The organism is Paenibacillus sp. EB106-05-06-XG162 (assembly GCF_058791655.1).
This window is the reverse complement of the sequence record NZ_JBYTDT010000002.1, coordinates 446633-470788: the sequence shown is the minus strand read 5'-3', so window position 1 is coordinate 470788 and position 24156 is coordinate 446633. Positions and strand designations below refer to the sequence as shown.

The window sequence follows — 24156 nt, the reverse complement described above, 5'->3', positions numbered from 1 at the left end:
CACTAGCTAATTCTTCAGTACGTAAATATAAATTCGAGTTCCTTCATTCGAGCTATCCGTTTCCATGCCTAACCCCATCTCGACGATCAGATAGTTCACGATTGCCAGCCCGATACCGGCTCCCTTAGCCTCCGAATCGGACTGCATGCCGGTGCCGCGATCAGCGATAACTAGCACGCTCTTACCTGCACGTTGCTGGGCACACAGCCCGATATATCTGCCTTGCGAAGCGTGACGCACAATATTTTGGAACAGATTATCCAAAATACGCTGGAAACCCGCCTTGTCCACGTTCCATACCCATGCCTCTTCGGGCAGCAGCACCTCGATCTCCATACGTTCACGCTCCCAGATCGGATACCAGCTTGCAGCACTCTCTCGTACCAGCCGCAGCACATCGAGCGGCTCTGGCGCCAGCTGATACCGGCCGCTCGTCATCAACGTGTGGGTCAACAAGTTATCGATCAGCTCACTTAATCCCGATACCTTGTCCTGCACGATGTCCAGTGAGTTCCGCCCGCGATCGCTCAGCGCTTCCCTCTGCAGGCCATACAAATGTCCACTCATGACGGTCAGCGGCGTCCGTAGGTCATGCGAAAGATTGGCGATGAGTGATTTCCGCAAGGTCTCCTCTTCGACTTGTCGCCTCCGACTGGTACTCAGCTGTTCTATCATTCCATTAAACGCCGCTTCCAGCGCTCCAATCTCATCCTGTTTCCTGATTTCTACAGGTTTTGGGATCCCATGCTCATCCTGTTGAGCCATTGCGGTTTGCAGATGGAGCAAGCGCTTCTGGATGTGCCGGAAGAAGAGAATGGATATGGTTATGAAGAGCACTAACACCGTAAAGATCATGGCGATATATACAGGTGTCCCTATCATCGGAGGTCTTTCGACCAGATTCCTCGGTATTTGCAGCACCATAAAGCTTGAGCGGGTATTGTCCTTCCCCATGAAGGCTACAACTGTATATGGATCACTGTTCACACTCTTTTTCATGAAGGCCACTGCATCACCAGGTGTCCATCGATCAGGTATTCCGACTTGTGGGGGAAGCTCTAACCCTGTTACCCCTTCGCTGTTCACCCAGAACATCGAAGCCTCAGGAAACTGTGCTTTCAGCTCCTGCAAACGGCGATTGATCTCGAGCGTTGATTTTCCCTCCATTTCTGCTGCAGCGGCATACCACAAGGTCCTTACCTGAGACGCGTCACCATACTTCAAATCACTTTCCTGATTGCTGTTCACCATATTCTCCAATACGATATAGGACACGCTTATGGCGGGCAGGACAATGGGAAGGAACAATAAAGATCCCAGGACAATAAGCAGGTACTTGTTTCTTAGGGATTGTCTTGCGAACCATTTCGACCTATAGGGTTTACGAATGCCTCTCTTCATGCTTTCTTCACCCTCTAACCCGATATCCTATGCCTCGTATGGTCTCGATAATTTCTGGAGACGAAGGATCTCTTTCGATCTTCTCGCGAAGATAGCGGATATGTACCATCAATGTCTTATCCCCTTCAAAAAAGGGCTCGCCCCACACCGATTCATAGATTTGCTCCTTCGTCATAATCTGGCCGAGATGGCGGATCAGATACATAAAGATATGGAACTGCTTGCCGCTTAATGTGATCTCTTCTTCGGTATCTGTATTCACGATCCGGTTCTCTTCTTCATAGACGCGCAAGTGCTTCGCTTTCGTTGGAACGTTGGAACATGTGCTGGAACGCCGCAGCAATACCTCAATTCGAGCTATTAACTCATCGGGATGGAATGGCTTTGTCACATAGTCATCCGCGAATTGAAGTCCCTGAAGCTTATCATCAATCGCTGTCCGCGCTGACAGCATAAGGATCGGGATCGAAGGCTCCGCCTTCTTCAAACGCTGGCCTACGGTAAATCCGTCCAGACCAGGCAGCATGACATCCAGAATGATCAGGCTGCAACCCTCAACCTCCTCCGTGGCCCGATCTCCGCTTCGAAGCCATTTCACTTCGTATTGATGCGAGCGAAGATGCTTCTCAACGAAGCTTCCAATCTCTTGATCATCCTCAATGTATAACAGCGTCGTAATCATACGCCAACTCTCCTTTCGCCGCTCATCGTTGTATGTGAGCATTGTACGATCCTAATCGTTTGATGTATATTTATTCTACTAAAAAATAAGAGGGTGGGCGATGTTCACTTGTCATTCGGTGGTTATAGCGCCGTCATGCAGAAAAACACCGCGCGCTGGGAGCTGCGCACGGTGCGAAAAGAAATCATTTTTATATTTTGTGCGTAATGGTTAGAAATGAGACTAAATGATGGGAAATCGGGCGAATTTATGGTTACGATCGAGATTTTCTGTATTTATTATATCTATAAATGAGATTTTCAGACGCTGTTGGTTCAATGGCGCCATCTGAGCGGCACACATTTATTTAGTCGAAGTTTCTGTCTTCAAATCCCCAAAATTCTAAAAGTCGCTTATTTTCTTTAATTTCATCTTCAGTTAAACGGCCCAATTTCAACTTGGCAAGTAGAACGAGATCTTTATGATCATTGAACGTGAAGTCCTTATATATCTCCTGATTCTTCTTATGGAATAGATGGATTAGCTCTGTAAGTTCGAAATACGGCAAAGATCCTGATTTCCAGTCCAAAAAAGATTGATATAAGGGTTCCAGAGCTTCTTCCGTTACCAATTTGTGATATTCATCAATAATTTCACGCTCGTGCTGCCGTCTTTGTTGTTTAGGAGTTAATTTGCTATCCAAGTTTCTTTCCTCTCTTTTATTGGAATATGCCAGTTAAAATACCATGTTCATAAGCAATGTGGCACTAAAAGAACCTGCGATAAAGTTCTCGCCGGCGTTCGCCGCGCAGCTGAGCATATATTTGGGTAGTTGATGCCTTTTCATGCCCCAGCATGCCTTGTATGAAATCTAAAGGTGCACCGTTATCAAGGAGCTGACATGCATAGGTATGACGAAAGCGATGCGGGTATACATTTGCTTCGATCTCACCCCGGTCTGCAAGCCGCTTTAATGCCCACCTAAGCGTTGGAATCGCCATTCGTTTTATCGGAATTGTATTGGTTACAAATAAAGCCTTACATGAGTCTGAACGACTGGCTAAATACTTCTTCAACCATACTTTACACTCTGTGGTGAAGTAAACCTCTCTTTGCTTTGAACCCTTGCCATTTACAATGGCAGAACAGTTTTCCCAGTTCAGATTCTCCATGTTTATCTTCTCGACCTCTCCAATTCGACAGCCTGTGCTATAGAGAAACTCTAGTTTGACTCTAATAGAAGGTTTTAAACTGCTTGCATTCAACTAACGTGTCTCGTTAGCTTAATAATGCTATCGATTATCTCGTAATCAGAGAGTTTAAAATAGCGCGTCCCTTAAGTACAACTCTATACTTTTAAAGTTACCCTAAAGCTAACAACAAAGCATCAAAATTTCCTCGCCATTCACGGTGAGTCGTCCATTTAACGTCTTGATTGTCACCAAGTTTTCTCGGCACAATATGGAAATGAATGTGGAATGCATCTTGTTGTGCCTCGGGCCCTGAACTGTTAATTATCTGAACATTTTTGATTCCTAATTTTGTGTTATATAACATAGCTATCTTTTTAACAACACTCATTACTTTTGTTAATTCATCCTCAGGTGTGTCAAAGATATTCTCATAATGCTTTTTTGGAATAACTAATGTGTGATATTCATTTACAGGATTTATATCGAGAAATGCATAGACGGACTCATTTTCATAAACCTTCCAAGAGTTAGCCTCACCTTTTACGATTTTGCAGAATATACAGTCGTCCATTACAATCTCTCCTTTACTCCTAATATTGATTATCCCTTTGGTCATTTATTTTCGGAGACTGGCGCTCAGCAGCCTTGTTGTTGAGCTCTCGTGTCCCGTTAGCGTAATCTTCTTTTCAAAATTTAAGATCGTTCTTTGCTAATTCCAAAGCTACAGCTATTTTTATCTGATTCGTTTTGCTACGTCCCCTAAGCAAATTCTCTATTGGATAAATATCTACTATCGGAGCTATTTTATCATCGTAACGATCCAACTCAATATTAATAACTGAGTGTGTATCCACAAGAAAAGTGATAATATCTTCCCCCTGCTCAGGAGTCCAATATAAGATATACGCTGTTTTCATTGAGGGAAAAGTTTCTTTGATAATGTTCAAGAACCTTTGCATGGATATATCATCGAAAAGACGAATTCTTGAGGCTTGTAATTCTTTTCTATAAGCTTGTTCTGTATTAGTCCCTTTAAGTTTCATGGCATACCCTCTTTCCTAAAAAGCCGTCTGCTATTTATTCATGAAAACTTCACGTTAATCTGCCCGTTATCAATAATGATTGTTTTTCTATTTTAGCCACCATCGCAACAATGTAGGTAACTTTGTGTCAAAAAACTATTATGTAGGAACATTTTTGTATGACACAAATGTTCCTACATAAAAAAAGGTAAAGCCTGGTTTATCAAGCTTTTTATCGTTAAGTTATTGTTGGCACTTTTGTGTCATTGGAAAAATATATATTCTTCTTTAAGCTAATGTCACAAATGTCCCGAACATGTTACGGTAAAAATCCAGTTAGTAAAACAGTTTGAGAGCGGAGATTTTGCGTTAGTAAAATACTACTCGTCCCTTGACTGGCTGGATAGGGGTAGCGGCTTGCTATAAATCAAAACTTGTAGCTTCATTTTGTTGAAAAAATGCGTATTTGATTAAGATAACTCTTCTTTGCTGATTGCTATAGACGGGTAGTGTTCAAGAGTTGTTAGGTCTGTGTCCAATGGCACACTATAAACCATATAGTAGTCTTTTGAATCGGGGGTTGATATTAGTTTTTCGATTTTTTGTTGAGCTAACTCCTTATTGGTTGTAGCAAATACTACTGATACAATACCGACTTTATTATTTTCCAATTCTTCTATAGAACCTTTCATTATAATTTTTAAGGCTTCTTCTCCATTTAGCCCTAATGCAATATATTCATCTTGCGTCATAAGAAATCCCTCCGTTTTTATGCGTCTAATTTCAATGTTGCGAACACTCAATAAATTTCAATTTCCTACTATATCCATTTTACCGCATATTTCCTAACCTTCATAAAAGTATTTGTGAGAGATCGTAAATAGAGTAACTAATTTATTAAAACTAAACCTGCACTATAGCTCAATGAGGCTGCCGTTGCCGGCAGCCTCATTGAGCTATAGTGACCCGTATTACATCATTTTATCCTTAAATCTTATACGCCTTCATCGCTTTGCGAAGCTCTTTCCACGATGGACGTTTGCCGTACATCAGTACACCCGTGCGATAAATCTTCGCAGAGAGCCAGCCGAAGATGAAGATCGCTACAAGCAAAAGGACGATCGAGAGCCATACTTCCCAGTAAGCCACTTCACCAAGACCAAGACGTAAGATCATCGAGGTTGGCGACGTAAACGGAATGAAGGATGCGACCTTCACCAGCATCGTGTTCGGTGTCGCTAGGCTGAACATACTGATGTAGAATGACGCCAGCGATAACAGTGTAATCGGCATGATTGCCTGACCAAGGTCTTCCGTACGGCTGACCATTGAACCAACCGCTGCGAATAGCACCGCGAACAAGAAGTAGCCTAGAATATAGAATACAAGTCCATAGATTAAGAGCATCGGGTCAATTTGTGACATATCAATATGGGCTTCTTTTAAGACCGCGACGTTATGCGGTAAGTTTACGTTCACTGCGACAGCAGCGACGAAGACGGCAATCTGTGTAAGACCGACGAGGAACATCCCCATTACTTTCCCGAACATTTGCGATAACGGCGACACACTTGTAATCAAGATCTCCATGATGCGCGAGCTCTTCTCTGCCGTAACTTCCGCAGCAATCATATTACCGGTCATGTAAGCCGTCATGAAGAACAAGAACAACATCACATACACCAGAATATTCGCGGCAATCTTCTGTTCCTCCGTCTGATTCGTTCCGGCATTGCCTTCACTTACAGCGACCTGCTCCAGATTCATCGTGATTGGTTCAGACAACTGCTTCTTCTGCGCATCGGTAAGAGAATCCGACACGATGAAGTCCGTCTTCACCGAGCCAAGTGCGGTCTCGAGAGATTTCGTCGTCGAATCTCCAGTTACTCGGATATTGCTAGATTTGTAGATGAATTTCGGAAATTCTCCCGCTTTCCCTTCGCTTGCGACCAAATACCCTGCAATTTTCTTCGCTGCAAGATCCTGCTTCAGCTTCGCTTCGTCCGTTGCCGGATCACCCGAACCATCATTTACTTGAATGGACAATTTGGAGTCTGACTGCTTCTTATAATATGCCTGTAATGCAGGTGCGACCCCTTCCGAGTCATTGACCATAGCGACGACTTCCGCTTTTGCCGGGCCGCCTTCGTCTTTATTGAACAGCGACATCACATAGAAACTATTAATCCCTGCCGTCACGAGTAATATGAGAATGATTGTCGTGACGATGAACGATTTTGTTTTTACTTTATTTTTAAAGGTAAACCCTACGATTGTCTTCATATTACTCATGACGCTCACCCACCGCCTTAATAAAGATTTGGTTCAACGTCGGTTCCACCACTTCGAAGCGATTCACCGTGCGCTGCTGCATCGCCGTTCTAAGAATCTCCTGCGCTGCTTGCTCATCCGAAATGCCAATCTTGTAGCCCGTCTCTAGGCGATCCACCTTCGTAACTCCTGTAATTTGATGGAGTCCTGCAACCTCGCCATCCGTCCCAAGAATGACGCTCTCACGCGGGAATTGACGCTTGATGTCCTTCAAATTCCCCTGTAATACGGTGTTCGACTTATGCAAAATCGTGATGTTCTGGCATAGCTCTTCAACATGCTCCATACGGTGCGTCGAGAACAGAATGCTCGCTCCTTCGTCGCGAACCTCTTTGACCGTCTCCTTCAACAGCTCCACATTGACCGGATCGAGACCACTAAACGCTTCATCCATAATGATGATTTGTGGCTTATGAATCACCGCCGCGATAAACTGCATTTTTTGTTGATTTCCTTTGGACAACTCTTCGATCTTCTTATCGTAATATTCCGGTACGTTGAAGCGATCTAGCCAATACTTCAAGCTGCGGTCGGCATCCGCTTTCGACATCCCGCGCAGTTGTGCCAAATAAACGAGCTGCTCACTGACTTTAATCTTCGGGTACAATCCCCGCTCTTCCGGCAAATAACCCATCAAACGGTTCAGTTCCTTGCTATATCCCTTCCCGTTATAGCGAATGTTACCTTCATCAGGATAGATTAGACCGAGCACCATCCGCATCGTCGTGGTCTTCCCCGCACCATTGGCACCTAAGAGCCCATAAATTTCGCCTCGGCTCACTTCAAGATTGATCTGATTCACCGCACGTTTATCCCCATAAACTTTAACCACTTGTTCCACTTGCAATGCATTCATCCCATCAACCTCCTCATCCGAATCCTTCTAAAAAATAACCTTAAGATTGCTGAATCAAATACGTTAAAATTTCATCCAACTCCACGCCACCGGTACGAAGTACACGAAGCCCAGCTTGCTCTAGCGCCATCTCAGTCATCGAGACATCTAACGTTACAATTTTAACGACATTCCGACTTTCATTCTCCAGCGCCATCACACCGCCAAGCCGTCTTAACGATACACGATCCACCACCTCTGGCGAAGCTTCTACCCACAAAGCCTTCCAGTCATCGATCAATTGGTCCTTTTCATATCTACCCAGCAGTTTCCCTTTGTGCATGAATACAACATAATCGGCTAATCGTTTGACTTCATCGATGATATGTGAGGCTAAAATAACAGCACGATCTCCACGATCCATATACGCTCTAATCTCATCTAACATGAACTTCCATGACAAAGGGTCTAATCCGGAAGAAGGCTCATCCAGCAGCAGTAAATCCGGCTCATGAACAAATCCGATAATGAACTCGCACTTCCTGCGGGTTCCCTTAGACATTTTGCCGAACCGCTGCTTCGGATCGATCTCGAACACGTCAACCATTCGTTCATAGAGCTCCTGGTTCCATGTTGGATACCAATATTTCATTTCTGTGACGATCCGCTCGAGCGTATCTCCATTCTGATCGTTCCATGACTTCTCCATCACATAGCCAATTCGTTTCTTTAACTCCCACTGATGTTCTCCTCTAAGCGTATGACCAAGCAGTTCAATCTGCCCTTGATCGGGATGGACAAGCTGCATCACCATATTCATCAATGTGCTCTTCCCTGAACCATTGGACCCTACGATTGCGGTCACATAGCCGCTCGGAATGTCCAGATCCATCGGCCCAATCTGGAGCTTCCCTCGCTCCTTCACAATGCCTTTCATACGAACAACCATATTTTCCATGCGCTCACCCCATATTCAATCATTGCATCTTTTGCCGTTATCCCTTATATTTCGCATCTAGTACTTCCTTGAAAATCGCCTTGAGATCTTCCTTCGTACATTGCACCTGCATGCCAACATCCACGGCCGATTCCATCGCCTCAACAACCGCTGTTCTACGATGTCTGTCTCGTTCATCGGATCCAACCTTAGCTACAAAGGTTCCTGTCCCTTGCTTCGTCCGCAGCAGCCCTTCAGATTCAAGATCTTGATAGACGCGTCGGACGGTGATCACACTGCATTTCAGATCATTCGCGAACTCCCGGATCGATGGCAGCAGAGTCCCTTCCTCCACTTGACCACTTAAGATCAATGACCGAAGCTGCACTTCAATCTGGTGGTACAAAGGCTCTGCACTATTCTCATTTATTTGAATGGGGATCCACACCTTCCCACCTCTTCTCTTCTGAATCTCTTGTTATGGCTTATGGCTACATGAGGTCTCGTGTCTTCAACTTCCGTCTGACGCCTATAATCGATATATAAATCGCTAGCCAGCTAACCAAAGACATGATAATTGGCGCTAACAGGGGGCTTTGCTTCGCGACTTCAACCGTGAATACAATGACGTTTACTTTGGCGAACCAACAGATAAGTGCAGCAGCTGTGTTGCAGACCATCAGGACGATTGTTACCCCTAAATACACTTTGCCGCTTCGCGTTAATTCCGTATAAATGTATACCGCTGACATCAATACTGCATACCCAAGCCACACCAATGCATAACTTATATATTGTGCCAAGGTCATGCCACCAACTAATCGCTCCGCGAACAGATACTGTACGGTAAAAAATATCGTTCCATTCACGGTTAACGGTATAATCATCTGGATAATCCGGCTGGCTATCATGGCCTCGAACGAAATCGGCATTGAACGCAAATGCGCCAGATTTACGGTATAGGAATCGTCTCGATGATAGTTGAACGATTTCTTGTTGAAGATGAAACCGAGTATAGGTACAAGCGTTAAGAAGTAGAAATCAACGAAGAAGTGCGCTGGCGACGGTTCCTTATCTATCGCATGAAGGCCATGAATCAGTGGAATCGACATCAGCGTAATATAGGCAATCATGAGGAACGAGAATAGATTTCTATACCTTAATCCCCCATATTCCATTTTCGTTAAAAACCATGCATCTCGTATGACTTGCACGTATATCATCCTCTCAAGCATTTGGCTAAGTAATCTATGTTTCTTCAGTGTTTATACTGTATATATCTTTATACACAGTATATAGTGTGCTTAACGCACTGTCAACACTTTCCACCACACTTTTGATCAATCCATTTTCTTTCCATTTTCAATAATTTACGTAAACCAATTCATTCCTTTCACAGCAAGGGGTTTCATATTCCCTATGCAAGAAATCTCTATTCAAGATTTAGGGTATTCCAAAGTTTAAGCTTAAATGGGTGTGATGTATCGCCTTGACTGCTGTTCATAAAACCAACTAAAATCGATATCTATAACTAAACATTAAATTTAACGCACTAAAGATGTAATGTCTTACTGTATACAGACGAAACGGAGGAACCATCTTGACCACCCTACAAAACGACCTTCCCCATCATACACACAAGGAAAAGCATCCGCCAGGCTTATATATTCTATTCTTCACCGAGATGTGGGAACGGTTCAGTTACTATGGCATGCGGGCGATGCTCGTCCTTTATTTGACTGCAGCATTCATTAGCGGCGGGCTGGGGTTCTCCGAGAGCTCTGCGATCTCTGTCTATGGATTCTTTACTGGCGCCTGTTATTTCACGCCGCTGCTAGGCGGTTATTTAACCGACCGTTATCTAGGCCGTCGCAAAGCGATCACGATCGGTGGTATAGCTATTGCACTCGGCAACTTTGCTTTGTTCGCTTCACAGAGTGTTCCCGCCTTGTATAGCGGTCTGGCGCTAATTATTATTGGGAACGGCTTCTTCAAACCGAATATCTCTACCCTAGTCGGGGATTTATATCCGAAGAACGACCGGCGCATCGACTCGGCCTACACGATTTTCTATATGGGGATTAATGTGGGTTCACTCATCTCTCCGCTCATCTGCGGCTATTTAGCCGAGAATTACTTCAAGACGAACATGATGGATACGATCGTATATGGCTACAAATACGGGTTCCTCGTATCCAGTATTGGAATGGTTATTGGGCAGATTATTTTCAATACCCTCGCTCCGCGTTACCTGGGTGATCTTGGTACGAAGCCTGTAAGCGATATGGCTGCGATCAACAAGGGCGGGAAGAAATCCACTACCCCATTAACGCCAAAAGAGAAACAGCGGACTACGGTAATCCTGATCATTACCTGTTTCGTGATCTTCTTCTGGGCCGGATTCGAACAAGCTGGCAGCTTGCTTACCTTGTATACGAACCAATTTATCGATAAGACGATCTTCGGCTGGGAAGTTCCAACCGCTTGGTTCCAGTCGATCAATCCGTTATTCATCATCCTGCTTGCTCCCGTTGTATCAATGCTCTGGATGAAGCTCTCTAAGCGCAAACGCGGCGACCTTAACATCCCCACGAAAATGGGTCTTGGCATGATCTTGCTTGGTGTCGGTTATACCGTATTAATCATTGCCGTGCTGCGTACAGGCAGCGATAGTGATCATATCGTGCAGAAGGCGAACATTCTATTTATTATTGCAACATACTTCTTCCATACCGTTGGTGAACTCTTCCTATCCCCTGTCGGGCTATCACTCGTGAACAAGATTGCACCGGTCAAGCTCACTTCGCTGCTCATGGGGGTATGGCTTGCGAGTACAGGGATCGCGAACATCGTCGGTGGACAATTCGCATCCAAGATTAATACACTCGGATACTTCAATGTATTCAGCACAATTGGCGGCCTGTCCATTGTTCTCGGTATCATCCTCTTATTCCTATCGAAAACATTAACTCGAATGGCCGAATAAAAACCCCACAACGTGGTGCTTTGACTTTCGAAGCGATTCAGGTACTTTGCGGGGACCCCAAAAACATATATTCGCTTATACAAAAAGCCGATGAGTTCTTGCAATGCAAGAATTCATCGGCTTTATTACCTTGGAACACTTATTCTTATCTAGAAACCGAAAATGGCATCAATCACAGGTTTGGTGTGACCACCTGGATAGAGAACATACAGTAACACATAGACCGCAACGCCTGTAATCGCCGTGAAGAACCAAGTAACAGCCGTGACGCGACCCCATTTGCGGTGCTTCCCGAAATTCTTCTTGAATGCCAAGGTGAGTGTCGTTAGACCGAACACCGCAGCCACTGTTGCAAGCGTAATGTGGAAGATCAAGAACACCTGATAATATAATTTTAGATCATCTGGCCCACCCCATGCCGTATTACCAACAAAGACTGTACGCGACATGTAGATGATGAAGAATAACAACGCCGCAATCGCTCCAGCGATCATCGTCTTCTCATGTTCCTTCCGCTTGCCCTTAATAATCTGTACCCAACCAATCGCGACGAGTATCGCACTAATCACAATAAAACTTGTACTAATCGTCGGAAAAATCGTAAAAATATCCACGCAAACCCTCCGTTCTACTCCTCATCACCTTATGCTTTATTCCAATTCTCCGAGCCCATGATCGGTAGTTCGTCCATATCATCGTTCCGGCTTTCTCTTCTTACCCAATGATAGAAAATATAAGCCAGTGCTGATCCGTTCACAAGCTCCTGAATGAACTTCATCATGATGCCGCCCACTTGTTGATCTTGCATCGGATCTAAGATATTGAAGAACGTAGGCCCATCGAACAACTCGAGCAGAACCTTCGGATCGCCCGAGAAGCAATATCCCATGGCCTGAGCCCATACATTCGGATCATTATACGTCGCATACATCGGTTCTCCAGCGAAAATAATCAAAGCACAAGCTGGTGTAATTAAGACACTATTCACAAAGATATACGCCATCTTACTAACATCCTGCAGCTTGCCACCTGGAATCGGGCTGAGAATTGGCCACCACATCATCATCGAGGTAATTAATAATACCACATAATAGATCCGATGGACTACAAAATGAAGCATGACATAATCGTGAACAGCGGGAACATGATAGAGCGAGAACAGCGCGTTGAACAGCACTGCGGTGAAAATGGGATGCATTAAAAACTTCAATTTATGCAGCGGGCGATAGCGGAATACCGAGCGCCATAACCACGTTGGAATTCCAAGTATAATGAGCGGTGGCACAATAATATAAGATAATGCCATCGCTAGCATGTGGAACGTGAACATCAAATGGCTTAAGAAATTGACCGGGCCACCTTGCGCCAAATAGAATAACACCATCCCTGCTACAAAACATACTTTCTGCCCTAACTTCGTTGTCCCTTCTTCGGTAAATCGAGTACGAAGCGGACCAATGATCACAAAATAAGCAGCTGTAATCACGATCATAAGCATTAAAAACCAAGGACTCCATAAATCCGAGAAGCTAAAATATTCTAAGCCAAGCATGCCTTGATCCCTCCTTAATTGAACGGACACTGCCGTCCGTGAGGGACGGGCTTCATCCATGAAAAGAGGGGCAGCAATGACTGCCCCCCTCTACTTATTTTACCACCAAACCCAATATACGGCCATGATAATAGCTGTAAAGGCAATCAAGGCTCCGCCAAAAAGGAAAATGATTGGCATCAAATGCCCGCGGTCTTTCATGTGCATCCAGTAAGCCAATTGAACAATGACTTGCAGGACAGCCATCACGATAATGATGATGTACGTAAATGTCTTGTTCACTTCTCCTGCCATCACCGCTGCGAAAGCGATTAAGGTCAGAACAATGGAGAAAATAAATGCTACGATATGTTTCCCAGGTCCCTCGTGGCGATGACGGTGCTTCGCCGAGTCAGAAGCGGAATGCTGTGTTGACATTCGTTAGCCCACCTTTCCCATCAAGTAAACAACTGTGAAGATGAATACCCACACGACATCGATAAAGTGCCAGTAGATACCTGCTACATAAATTTTAGGGGCGGTTACGACCGTTAACCCTTTTTTGAAAATTTGAGCAATGAGAATTCCGATCCATACAACCCCGAATGCTACGTGAGCACCGTGGAAACCAACTAGCGTATAGAACGAAGAACTGAATGCGCTTGTCGTAAATTTATGCCCTTCATGCACATACTCGAAGAACTCATAAATCTCTAGACCCAAGAACCCTAGTCCAAGAATAACAGTAACGATCAACCAGTTGATCATTGCTTTGACATTGTGACGATGAAGCGCTTGGGTAGCGAATACGCTCGTCAAACTACTCGTTAAGAGTATGAACGTAGCCAGAGCCACTGTCGGTAATTGGAACAACTCTGTTCCTGGTTTACCGTCTGCGATCTGATCGCGAAGGGCAAGGAACGTCGCGAACAAAGTTCCGAACAATACCGATTCCCCGCCGAGGAACAACCAGAATCCAAGGACTTTGTTGCGTCCTTCCAGGGTCGCCTTCTCCGGCTCATGAGGCAATTGGCCGTCTAAATGTTCTGCGTGCGAACTCATGCTTTAACCCCCTTATCTTCAAGCTCCTCCGGTTCAATATGCCAACCATGATCATCAAATACCGAACGTAAGAACATACCGCCGAATGTAATAACCAAACCGAGAATTGCAACGATATAATTATTGAACAACATGCCTACGAAGCTGCTTGCGAACTCATCCTTCGCGAACATGAATCCAAAGCCTGCGATGAACAATCCAACCGACATCATGAATGGAATAATCGATGGTGAAGGCATATGAATCGAACCAATAGGCTCAGCTGCTGGAACTTCCTTATTACCCGCCATTTTTTCTTTCCAGTAAGCATCCAAACCACGCACAAGCGGCGTTTGTTTGAAGTTATATTCCGGTGCAGGAGAAGGAATCGTCCACTCTAAAGTACGACCATCTACCCAAGGATCGTTTGGTGCATTTTTCGGCTTCGCAGCTGTAACCGCGATGTTGATCAAGAATGCGATCGTACCTACACCCATCAAGAACGCGCCGATGGTGCTGATTAAGTTCATCGTATCAAAACCTTGGTTCGGCAAGTACGTGAACACGCGACGCGGCATCCCCATTAAGCCCAAGAAATGTTGAATAAAGAATGTCATATGGAACCCGACAAAGAATGTCCAGAACGTCAACTGACCAAGCTTCTCGTTCAATACGCGTCCGAACATTTTCGGCCACCAATAGAACAAACCTGAGAATAGTCCGAATACGAGACCACCGACGATAACGTAATGGAAATGCGCTACGACGAAGTAGGAATCGTGGTACTGGAAGTCAGCTGGCGCAGATGCAAGCATAACCCCTGTGACCCCACCCATGACGAATGTTGGGATAAATCCAATAGCGAACAAACTTGACGTATTGAATGTTAACTGACCACCCCATAGCGTGAACAACCAGTTAAAGATCTTAATCCCTGTTGGTACGGCAATGAGCATCGTCGCAATTGAGAACAATGCGTTCGCTACAGGTCCTAGACCTGCCGTGAACATGTGATGGGCCCATACCATGAATCCTAAGAACCCGATTAAAATCGTCGCGAATACCATGGAGCTGTATCCGAACAACCGTTTTCTTGAGAACGTTGAGATAACTTCTGAAATAATACCGAATGCCGGCAAAATCAAGATATATACTTCAGGATGGCCAAAGATCCAGAAGATATGCTCCCATAGCACTGCGTTACCGCCATTGGCGATTTCGAAGAAATTCGCACCGAATAGGCGGTCAAATGTAAGTAGAACCAAACCTACAGTAATCGCAGGGAATGCGAACAAGATCAATGCCGAAGTAATGAATACCGCCCATGTAAACATCGGCATACGCATGAAGGTCATGCCTGGCGCACGCATGTTAATGATGGTTACGAGGAAGTTAATCCCCCCGAGCAACGTACCGATACCGGCAATCTGCAACCCGATGGAGTAGAAATCCACCCCGTGGTGGTTACTGTATGTATTACTTGCAAGCGGCATATACGACGTCCAACCTGCATCTGGTGCTCCGCCAACCAACCAGCTCAAGTTCAAGAGCAAGCCCCCGAAGAAGAATGTCCAGAATCCGAGTGAGTTCAAGAACGGGAACGCTACGTCACGCGCACCGATCTGAAGCGGAATAATCGCATTCATCAAGGCGAAGATGATTGGCATGACCGCAAGGAAGATCATTGTCGTTCCGTGCATCGTGATCAATTCATTAAATGTCTGTGCGGATACAAAATCCATTTTAGGCTGCATCAACTGAATCCGAATGAGAATCGCTTCAATACCGCCGATTAGAAAGAACAATCCGCCGGCGATAAGATACAGAATACCGATTTTCTTATGGTCAACGGTTGTGAGCCAATCCATTAACCCGTGATACCTTTTTACCGAATGAGCCAAGGTTATTGCCTCCCTTACTTCCCGTTGTCATATTGTAATTTATAATTCGCAAGATACTTCGAAATGCCGTCCAATTCTTCTGGTGTCAAAGTAACTTTAGGCATTTTGGAGCCTGGTTTAACTTTCACTGGATCTTTAATCCATGTCTTCAAGTTCTCTTCAACAGGCGCCTCATCATTCAGTAATACACCAGCAACCGCTTGTTTATTACCAATGCCTGTTAAGTTCGGACCAAGTGTGCCGCCTTTATCCCCTACAGCATGGCAAGAAAGACATTTCTTCTCGAATGTTGCTGCGAGCGCAGGATCTTGAGGCAATACAGCTGGAGCCTTCATTTCTTGAACCCATGCATCGAATTTCGCTTCATCCACTGCTTTGACTTTAAAATCCATCAAGGCATGAGACTGACCGCATAACTCCGCGCATTTCCCGCGGTAAACGCCAGCTTTTGGCGCTTCAAAGTACATCTTATTCGTATTACCTTCAGGGTTGGTATCGATCTTACCGAACAAAGATGGAACCCAGAACGAGTGAAGCACGTCAACCGTGTTTAATTGAAGAGAAATTTTCTTCGTCGTCGGAATCACAAGTTCTTGACCGGTCTTAATTCCGAGCTGAGGATAGTCAAATTCCCACCAATATTGGTGCGAGGTGACCTTCACCTGAATCGCATTCTTATCCTTCGTGTAATCCTGTGCAAACTCAAACACGTACTTGACGGTAGGCACAACAAGAATCACCAATAGGATGATCGGAATTACGGTCCAAATGATCTCCAATTTGTGACTGCCTTCGACTTGTTTCGGTATTTCCGTCTGCCCTGGGCGTCTACGGAAGCGAATGAGCACGTAGGCTAAGATCAAGAACACGATCACGACTACGACGGTCATCATACCAATTGATAATTTCATTAAATCATATTGCTTCTCTGCAATAGGTCCTTGCGGCTGTAACGTCGACAGATCCGCACGGCCGCAAGCCGAAAGTAAAAGCGCCAAACCTGCCAAAATTGGAAGGAGCCGCTTTACTGCATGCCACCGATTCATCATTGATCAACCCCACTTTTTACATTTTCATAGATTGCGACGTTCCCCAAAATAAGCAATCTACGTGCTTTAACACGGATGCTAATCGCTTGTCAATTAACAGTATCACGTAATTAACTATAATTTCCGGGGGAATTTTTGTCAATGTTTATACACCAGTTCACAAATTGTTCTAAAAGTCAGAAAAGGCGCACCACTACGCGATTTGTATGCGCTTACAATATATTTTCGTTCCGCTTTCATAACACCTAGGCCCCTCCGTTTTGACTCCAAATTCTTCCGTAATCCTCCTCATTACAACACTTTATCGACACATTTCGATAAAACCTGAAATCGAATTTTACATTATATAGGTATATGCAAATTTCACAAAAAAAACCGCCTGTTCGAATGTTTTCATTCGCGCAGGCGGTCTGTATTTGATTAAGACTGTAGTTTTACCAATTCATGTTCAACAATCGTGGTCAGCTCTTCTTCATAGCCTCCCATAATATGGTACTTTCGGATATATTCTTTCACAAACTTACGAGGATCTTTAGGTCGGAAAATACGTGCCATTTCTTTAATGCTTTCCCTTACTTCATTGTGTCCCTTCGTTGCCATGAAAAATTCCCTCCCAAAGCTTTGTAGATCATGCTCCGTTTTAGAGAACGCGGAAAAGATTCACCGTTTCCACATATTACGTTTATTATTGGAAAAACCCTCCTAATGAATATTATATCATAACCTTTCCAAGTTTACAGTGGATTATAAAAATTCCATTTCTTGAGGGGAGCGCAAAAAGAACCGCTGCCCTCGTCCCATAAGGGATGGACAGCGATTCTAAATTTAATATTAATTAATTTCTCTTGTTTTGAATCGAACGATGCTCAAAATTGCGAAGAGTGCAATCGAGAGAATGATGATTGTCAGAGCAAACCACATATTCACACCTAATGAATCCACGGCCCCTTTGGCATAAGGCGCAAGACTTGTATACTTCAGCACGACATATTTGGACCATTCCTTCGTGCCTGCCATTAAGCCGAACATGCTGCTGAAGATATTAATGAAGAGTCCGATTCCAATGGATAATCCAAGGCTTGTCGTAAATACGCCAGCTGCAAAGGATACCGTCAGCAAGAAGATCGAGAAAGGTATGCCATACGATATGGAGACAATCTGATCTACAATGGAACCTTCACCTATACCAAAAAGTACGGCACCAATCGCAAATCCTGCGACGATCATCACGACATAAGTCAATAAGAACATCCCGATCGCTGCAACATATTTGGACATGAGCACGGAAGCTCGACTCGCTGGACGGATCAATAGCTGCTTAATCGTGCCATCCTTGAATTCATCCGTAACAATCTGCGCCCCGATAACAACCCCGAACAGCATAATGATCATCGGCATCATTTGGGACAGTAAGGACAAGAACATGTAAGCATCCATCTCTTCCGAAGCACCTTTAACGAAGAGCTTAATGACCAGCCCAATTCCGCCCATCAACGCGATGATGAACAGGTTGAAGTACAACCCTTGTCTCTTGCTGTTCATCTTCATCCATTCATTCTGAAATAACTTCATAAACATTAACGTTCTCCCCCTTTGGTCAACGACAAGAACATATCTTCGAGCGATTCTTTCTGCGTCGCCACCTGATAGATCCGTACATGATGCTGCGCAAGTTGTGCGATAACATCAGGAATCTGACCCTTCTCCAAATTAACGACAACAATATTCTGTTCGATATTAATAATGTCGTAAGGTTCAAGGAGCTGCTTCGCAAGCACACGGTCATCCACTTCAATCGCAACCGGCTGCTTTTGATGCGTTAGATCAACGCCTTTAATCGTACGCTCATCAACATACTGACCATTCTGGATAATGACGACACGGTCACACATCAACTCGATCTCGGATAACAAGTGACTGGAGACCACGACGGCAATGTTCTCTTCGGAAGCTAGCTTACGCAAGTAATCGCGCAATTCATGTATCCCTGCTGGATCAAGTCCGTTTGTCGGTTCATCCAAGACGAGAATCGATGGCTCGTGCAGGAGTGCCTGCGCAATCCCTAGACGCTGCCGCATTCCCAGGGAATAGGTTTTCACTTTCTGATGGATCGCCTTCTCCAGATCGACGAGCTTCACTATTTCTTGAATCCGCTCTTTGCTTACCGGCGTTGCGCTCATCCGGGCAAAATGGATCAAATTTTTATACCCCGTCATATATTTGTACATCTCAGGATTCTCTACAATTGCGCCAACATAGGACACGGCCTTCGATCGTTCTTTACGCACACTATGACCCTCAATGTAGATTTCACCCTTCGTCATCGAGATGAGTCCGAGCATCATGCGGATCGTTGTTGTTTTACCGGAACCGTTCGGGCCTAGAAATCCGTAAACTTCGCCGCGCTCAACGGAAAAGGATAAATCGTTAATGATTGTCTTTCCGCCAATTACTTTGCTTACATGTTCGAGCTGAACCACAATATTATCATTAGACATGTTCGTCGACCTCGCTTTAGTCAATTTACCTTGCATGAACCATGCATTTCACTTATTTCCAAGTATAAAGCTTCTATTCGATCTGAAACACTGATTTACCTTTCAGAAAAGGATGGTAACCTTACATTTCTGTAATGATTGATTATTTTTCATTTGAACGCCCATCGTGTATATTAAAATTATGGATATCGCTGCCATGAGCTGCATCATTTAAAGGAGATTATACGTTGTTATGCTGAAAAAGAATACATTGTCCATGGGACTTGAAATGTGGCTGCTCGCCACCATTCTATTCCTTGTTGAGTTCGTTCGCGGTGCGGCACTCATCAGTTTCATACCGATTTACGGTAAAAATATTCTTTTCATCCCTGTTGCAATGATCGGCGTCGCTGTGACTGCCCATTATTTGACGGATACGGTACTCAAATCTGTCATCGGCTATTTGCTCGATCGATTCTCGATACGCTTCATTGTTCATACCGGCTTGCTAATTACTTGTGCTGGGATGTTTCTATTCCAATATGCCCATACGGCATGGGTTTTCGTTCTAGCTTCAGCTCTTTATGGTATCGGCATCTCTCCCATCTGGATTGTCTGTCTTACCAAAGTGACGGAAGAGAACCGCGCCACGCAAATGGGTTTTCTCTATACGATCTGGCTTGTCGGCATGGGTCTTGGGCCTGTTGTCTGCAATCTTGTTATCGAACATTATCCCATCCTTACTTATTGGATTCTCGTCGCGCTCTCCATCTTGGCATGGATTCTATCCCTATTCATGACGAATAAGAAAGTCAATCAAGTCAGGGCCATCCCGTTCCGTGAGCAGCTTATGATTCTTAAGGATCGACTACGGGCTATGAAGCCGCTCTTGCCAGGGATGATTCTGCAGACGACCGGGGCGAGTATGATCGTGCCGATCCTGCCGAGCTTCGCAGAAGAATCGCTGCATCTCACGAATACCGAATATACGCTGCTCCTGCTCTTCGGTGGAGCTTGTACCGTTATCGGATTGATTCCAATGGGACGATTGTCCGATCGGTTCGGCAAGAAATGGTTCCTCGTGCTGGGGTTCTTGATCTTCGCATTTGCCCTCTTCTCCATCTCTCAAGGTCCTAGCCTTGGCATGGCTTACGTATGGGCCATTGTACTCGGTATCTCTTATGCTGCCGTGCTTCCTGCATGGAATGCACTATTGGCACAATATGTCCCGCCAGCGCAGCAAGGGCTCGGTTGGGGGATATTCTCGACGGTCGAAGGCATAGGCGTCATGATTGGTCCGGTGCTTGGTGGTTATCTCGCTTCCGTTATGAGTACACAGAAGGTCGTTCTCATTAGTTCCATTCTTTTCGGGCTCATTGCCCTGTTCTATGTATTCTTTCCATTTCGATTACTTGCACACCAACCTACAAGGAGGAAGTAACCGATGTCTGAGCAAGCGCCGCACTACAGCGATACAGTGAACTGGATCGGCACAACACTGTCCATCGCGGTTGTTGTTATCATCCTCATCATTTTCTTTATTATTATTAAAGCGACGACGGACGACTCAGACAAACATTCAGAAATGAAGAAGTATGTGGAAGCCCTATTCGGTGGCAGCCCACAAGCTTCGGATAAGCAGAAGAAAGAGGAAGAAGCTCGTGCACGCGAAGCTGAACGAGTGGCCAATGAGCTCGGACCGTTCGAAGATACATGCCCCGCATGCCATACCTTGGTGACGGATCAGCATATTGATTGTCCTTCCTGCGGATTACGATTGATGTAAGGTGCCTGATGCATAGCTCTGCAATTGGCTGGGGAAGTTAAGGGTAATGAGTTCAGTAAGATTACCTTTGATTGAAAGGGGCTAGATTGCATGGGTAAGGAGAAAGACATGAATCCCGTCTCACACGAACGGGTTGAAGTTGACGGCATCTATACGAATGAATTAGGACAAGAAGAGCATCTCCATCGCGGACAGACTTTCCCGGCTAATCTCGTTCTCGGAACGACCGAATGGGAACTCAAAGAGTATATGTTCGGTAACCACCACGAAGGCAAGACGGACCCGCGGCTGGTACCCAAAAAAGATGAAATCGAAAACCAAAAGAAACAAGTTCATCCAAGGCTCCATCAAGATCAATCGGATAAATAAATACACGATTAGCAGCAGCGCCTCCCCTCTTCGGACGGGAGGCCTTCTAACGTTCATTAGAGTTTAGGATTGCGCGTACCCAGGTCTGTTCCTATAATGATCTCAAGACATGACAACTGGGGAGCGATTTTACTTGTATTTCTTCATCATCAATGAACAAGCCGGCAACGGTGCAGGCGGACGCGTATGGGGCCAAATCGAGCCTGTCTTACAGGCACGAGGTGTCCCCTATCGCTACGCCATCACCTCTAGCGCGGCACAAGCGCAGCAGTGTGTGCGCGATGCGATTGACGAGCATCCGCCCACGCTCGTGGCGGTGCTCGGCGGCGACGGCACGATCCATAGTATCGTGCCGCTGCTCTCCGCGAGCGGCATTCCGCTCGCGGTCATCCCTGCGGGATCGGGGAACGATACCGCGCGGGGGTTCGGCATCCCGCGCAAGCCTCTGGCTGCGCTGGATGTGGCTCTGTCAGGGCGTATGCGCAGCATCGACCTGATCGGCACAGCCGGCGGCGAGCGCACGCTGACGGCGCTCGCGGTCGGCTTCGACGCGGAAGTCGCGAACGCGGTGAACGCGAGCGGCTACAAAGCTTGGTGCAACCGGCTAGGTATCGGGCGGCTTGCTTATATTATCGGCGTGCTGCAGACGTTGTTCCGCTATCAGCCTGCACGGCTTGAACTGATATTGGACGACGGCACAGCTCAGACATTCGACCAAGCCTGGCTGGTCGCGGTCACGAATACGACCTCATACGGCGGCGGATTGCGAATCTGTCCGGAAGCTCGTACGGACGACGGCGTGTTAGATGTATGCGTCGTGCATCGCTGCACGAAATGGCAGCTGTTGCGACTATTCCCTACTATTCTCTTCGGCAGACATACGAAGCTCCCGTTCGTCACAATGCTCCGTGCCTCGAAGATTGAGATTCAATCCGAGCTGCAGCGCATCGGCTTCGGCGACGGTGAACAGGTCGCGGTAACGCCGCTTTCCGCTGAGATCCAGCCAGGTGCGCTTCAATTGATGACGGCGCACGGTTAGCATGCTTCGTACGCACTCATATCTATTTAATTAATAATGCCACTACCCTTCCTATCATGGATTTGATACATTGTAGGGATTACATTTCGACCGTAACTCCTACCTATGATGTATATTTGCAGTAACTATATACTCACAAGCCCTGATTCGTGCTTTTTGCGCCCGCTATCCTGCAATTATACAACCTAGCTCTGCTGTTGCATGAAATACCGACTCTACACTGCAGAAATACAGGAAAGACTTTAGAAAAGCATGAAAACCCCTCTTTGCGTCTACCGCTTAGAGGGGTTTCGTTTATACTTCTTCCGTATCTGTCGGTTTGCTCCGACGCAGAACATTAAATAGAATGTTAAGAATGATCGCTGTAAAACTTCCTGCAACGATACCGTTTTCCGTTAGAATCTTCCATTCACCCGGCAACGCGTGGAACAGATTCGGCACAACCGTAACACCAAGACCCATCCCAACCGAACAAGCAATAATCAGCAAATTCTCATGATTGTTCAGATCAACCGACGATCCGAGCATCCGAATCCCGGATGACACGACCATGCCGAACATCGCAATCATCGCGCCACCTAGAACGGAGGTCGGGACAATCGTCGTCATGGCGGCGATTTTCGGTACGAATCCGAGCAGGACGAGAATCCCCCCTGCCGTCACAATGACATCTCGTGTCTTCACGCGGCTCATCTGAATGAGTCCTACGTTCTGCGAATACGTCGTATAAGGGAAGGCGTTAAATATGCCGCCAAGCATGATCGCAAGGCCTTCTGCGCGATATCCTTTCGCCAAATCCTTCGAAGTTATCTCACGGTCCATAATTTTACCGAGTGCCATAAAGACCCCCGTCGACTCCGCAATACTTACGATCGCGACGATAATCATCGTCAGAATAGCAGATGGCTCGAATGTCGGTGTGCCGAAATAAAACGGCTTGATCGGATGCAGCCAGCTTGCTTCGAGCACCGGATGAAGATTAACTTTGCCCATAAAGCCAGCAGCGATTGTACCTAGCACCAAACCTAGCAAAATCGAGATCGCACGCATAAATCCTCGAGTGAACCGATTGATAAGGATAATGACGATGAGAACGCCAAATCCGAGCATTAAGTTCTGCGGACTTCCGAAGTCTTCCGCTCCTTGTCCACCACCCAAATCAGTCAAAGCAACAGGAATCAAGGTAACTCCAATCGTAGTCACGACCGAACCGGTTACGACAGGCGGGAAAAATCGAATTAATTTGCCGAATAAGCCGGAGAGAAGCACGACGAACAAGCCTGATGCGATAATCGCGCCATAGATTGCGGAAATGCCATATACTTTTCCTATCGTAATCATGGGTGCTACCGCTTGGAAAGCACAGCCCAGAACGACAGGCAATCCGATACCGAAAAACCGGTTATTCCATAATTGCAGTAATGTCGCCACACCGCACATTAATAGATCAATACCGACCAGATATGTCAGTTCTGTTTGACTCATCCCGAGATTACCCGCTACAATAAGCGGTACAATAACGGCGCCAGCATACATGGCTAAGACATGTTGAAACCCAAGAGATAAGGTCTTGAGCGGATGGCGATTCAGTTGCATG

At 45.6% G+C, this 24156-nt stretch carries 27 protein-coding genes; 5 read left to right on the top strand and 22 right to left on the bottom strand.

From position 1 onward, the window contains the following. Positions 1–6 precede the first annotated feature (6 nt). The 12 genes from AC3WU2_RS07970 to AC3WU2_RS07915 all read right to left on the bottom strand — a co-directional run bounded on the left by AC3WU2_RS07970 (position 7) and on the right by AC3WU2_RS07915 (position 9594). Positions 7–1401 carry a HAMP domain-containing sensor histidine kinase gene (locus tag AC3WU2_RS07970; RefSeq protein ID WP_492452945.1) on the bottom strand — a complete coding sequence of 465 codons (1395 nt, stop codon included), beginning with the start codon at positions 1399–1401 and terminating at the stop codon, positions 7–9. A gap of 7 nt (positions 1402–1408) precedes the next feature. Next, positions 1409–2083, bottom strand: a complete 675-nt coding sequence (locus AC3WU2_RS07965) for a response regulator transcription factor (RefSeq protein ID WP_492452943.1) — start codon at positions 2081–2083, stop codon at positions 1409–1411. Between the two features lie 346 nt (positions 2084–2429). Next, positions 2430–2765, bottom strand: a complete 336-nt coding sequence (locus AC3WU2_RS07960; RefSeq protein ID WP_492452941.1) for a hypothetical protein — start codon at positions 2763–2765, stop codon at positions 2430–2432. 64 nt (positions 2766–2829) lie between these two features. Next, on the bottom strand, positions 2830–3327 hold the full coding sequence (locus AC3WU2_RS07955; RefSeq protein WP_492452939.1) for a tyrosine-type recombinase/integrase: 498 nt from the start codon (positions 3325–3327) through the stop codon (positions 2830–2832). Between the two features lie 97 nt (positions 3328–3424). Further along, positions 3425–3871: an HIT family protein gene (locus AC3WU2_RS07950; RefSeq protein WP_492452937.1), complete on the bottom strand. Its 447-nt coding sequence runs from the start codon at positions 3869–3871 to the stop codon at positions 3425–3427. Between the two features lie 70 nt (positions 3872–3941). Beyond that, entirely contained in the window at positions 3942–4298 is a 357-nt protein-coding gene (locus AC3WU2_RS07945) for a hypothetical protein (RefSeq protein ID WP_492452936.1), read from the bottom strand. Between the two features lie 449 nt (positions 4299–4747). Next, positions 4748–5029 carry a hypothetical protein gene (locus tag AC3WU2_RS07940; RefSeq protein WP_492452934.1) on the bottom strand — a complete coding sequence of 94 codons (282 nt, stop codon included), beginning with the start codon at positions 5027–5029 and terminating at the stop codon, positions 4748–4750. Positions 5030–5264: 235 nt separating this feature from the next. Continuing rightward, positions 5265–6569, bottom strand: a complete 1305-nt coding sequence (locus tag AC3WU2_RS07935) for an ABC transporter permease (protein ID WP_492452932.1) — start codon at positions 6567–6569, stop codon at positions 5265–5267. Further along, entirely contained in the window at positions 6562–7464 is a 903-nt protein-coding gene (locus tag AC3WU2_RS07930; RefSeq protein ID WP_492452930.1) for an ABC transporter ATP-binding protein, read from the bottom strand. Before AC3WU2_RS07930 ends, AC3WU2_RS07935 begins: the two co-directional genes overlap by 8 nt. A 40-nt stretch (positions 7465–7504) precedes the next feature. After that, on the bottom strand, positions 7505–8401 hold the full coding sequence (locus AC3WU2_RS07925) for an ATP-binding cassette domain-containing protein (protein WP_492452928.1): 897 nt from the start codon (positions 8399–8401) through the stop codon (positions 7505–7507). Positions 8402–8438: 37 nt separating this feature from the next. Further along, positions 8439–8828: a GntR family transcriptional regulator gene (locus tag AC3WU2_RS07920; protein ID WP_018754807.1), complete on the bottom strand. Its 390-nt coding sequence runs from the start codon at positions 8826–8828 to the stop codon at positions 8439–8441. Positions 8829–8871: 43 nt separating this feature from the next. After that, complete coding sequence (locus tag AC3WU2_RS07915) at positions 8872–9594, bottom strand: hypothetical protein (RefSeq protein WP_492452925.1); 723 nt, start codon at positions 9592–9594, stop codon at positions 8872–8874. Positions 9595–9980: 386 nt separating this feature from the next. Here AC3WU2_RS07915 and AC3WU2_RS07910 point away from each other — a divergent pair, with 386 nt between their 5' ends. Then, a complete protein-coding gene (locus AC3WU2_RS07910) occupies positions 9981–11366 on the top strand; it encodes a peptide MFS transporter (RefSeq protein WP_492452923.1) in 1386 nt (461 codons plus the stop codon). Between the two features lie 149 nt (positions 11367–11515). On the opposite strand, the gene AC3WU2_RS07905 is transcribed toward AC3WU2_RS07910, so the two are convergent. The 9 genes from AC3WU2_RS07905 to AC3WU2_RS07865 form a co-directional block, all read right to left on the bottom strand. Next, positions 11516–11980, bottom strand: a complete 465-nt coding sequence (locus AC3WU2_RS07905; RefSeq protein ID WP_018754804.1) for a DUF420 domain-containing protein — start codon at positions 11978–11980, stop codon at positions 11516–11518. 29 nt (positions 11981–12009) lie between these two features. Continuing rightward, positions 12010–12918: a cytochrome c oxidase assembly factor CtaG gene (gene ctaG / locus AC3WU2_RS07900; RefSeq protein WP_492452921.1), complete on the bottom strand. Its 909-nt coding sequence runs from the start codon at positions 12916–12918 to the stop codon at positions 12010–12012. Positions 12919–13017: 99 nt separating this feature from the next. Beyond that, the gene (locus AC3WU2_RS07895; protein ID WP_018754802.1) at positions 13018–13335 is read right to left on the bottom strand and encodes a cytochrome C oxidase subunit IV family protein; all 318 of its coding nucleotides are present in this window, start codon (positions 13333–13335) and stop codon (positions 13018–13020) included. Positions 13336–13338: 3 nt separating this feature from the next. After that, positions 13339–13959, bottom strand: a complete 621-nt coding sequence (locus tag AC3WU2_RS07890) for a cytochrome (ubi)quinol oxidase subunit III (RefSeq protein WP_018754801.1) — start codon at positions 13957–13959, stop codon at positions 13339–13341. Beyond that, positions 13956–15806, bottom strand: a complete 1851-nt coding sequence (gene ctaD / locus AC3WU2_RS07885) for a cytochrome c oxidase subunit I (RefSeq protein ID WP_492453207.1) — start codon at positions 15804–15806, stop codon at positions 13956–13958. The genes AC3WU2_RS07890 and ctaD overlap by 4 nt, the downstream gene beginning before the upstream one ends. Positions 15807–15853: 47 nt before the next feature. After that, positions 15854–16888 carry a cytochrome c oxidase subunit II gene (gene coxB / locus AC3WU2_RS07880; protein ID WP_492452918.1) on the bottom strand — a complete coding sequence of 345 codons (1035 nt, stop codon included), beginning with the start codon at positions 16886–16888 and terminating at the stop codon, positions 15854–15856. Between the two features lie 420 nt (positions 16889–17308). After that, on the bottom strand, positions 17309–17488 hold the full coding sequence (locus AC3WU2_RS07875; RefSeq protein ID WP_018754798.1) for a hypothetical protein: 180 nt from the start codon (positions 17486–17488) through the stop codon (positions 17309–17311). Between the two features lie 231 nt (positions 17489–17719). Further along, positions 17720–18466 (bottom strand): DUF2705 family protein, encoded by a 747-nt coding sequence (locus tag AC3WU2_RS07870; RefSeq protein WP_492452916.1) that lies wholly within the window; start codon positions 18464–18466, stop codon positions 17720–17722. Continuing rightward, positions 18466–19386 carry an ABC transporter ATP-binding protein gene (locus AC3WU2_RS07865; RefSeq protein ID WP_018754796.1) on the bottom strand — a complete coding sequence of 307 codons (921 nt, stop codon included), beginning with the start codon at positions 19384–19386 and terminating at the stop codon, positions 18466–18468. The genes AC3WU2_RS07870 and AC3WU2_RS07865 overlap by 1 nt, the downstream gene beginning before the upstream one ends. Positions 19387–19618: 232 nt before the next feature. On the opposite strand from AC3WU2_RS07865, the gene AC3WU2_RS07860 reads away from it, so the two are divergent. The 4 genes from AC3WU2_RS07860 (at position 19619) to AC3WU2_RS07845 (ending at position 22559) form a co-directional block, all read left to right on the top strand. Continuing rightward, a complete protein-coding gene (locus AC3WU2_RS07860; protein ID WP_492452914.1) occupies positions 19619–20806 on the top strand; it encodes an MFS transporter in 1188 nt (395 codons plus the stop codon). A 3-nt stretch (positions 20807–20809) separates the two neighbouring features. Further along, positions 20810–21151 (top strand): hypothetical protein, encoded by a 342-nt coding sequence (locus AC3WU2_RS07855; protein WP_492452912.1) that lies wholly within the window; start codon positions 20810–20812, stop codon positions 21149–21151. A gap of 90 nt (positions 21152–21241) precedes the next feature. Then, positions 21242–21520: a transposase gene (locus AC3WU2_RS07850; RefSeq protein ID WP_379344630.1), complete on the top strand. Its 279-nt coding sequence runs from the start codon at positions 21242–21244 to the stop codon at positions 21518–21520. 133 nt (positions 21521–21653) lie between these two features. After that, entirely contained in the window at positions 21654–22559 is a 906-nt protein-coding gene (locus tag AC3WU2_RS07845) for a diacylglycerol/lipid kinase family protein (RefSeq protein ID WP_492452910.1), read from the top strand. 294 nt (positions 22560–22853) lie between these two features. Here AC3WU2_RS07845 and AC3WU2_RS07840 read toward each other — a convergent pair whose 3' ends face one another. Beyond that, positions 22854–24155, bottom strand: a complete 1302-nt coding sequence (locus AC3WU2_RS07840) for a nucleobase:cation symporter-2 family protein (protein WP_492452908.1) — start codon at positions 24153–24155, stop codon at positions 22854–22856. Position 24156 lies beyond the last annotated feature (1 nt).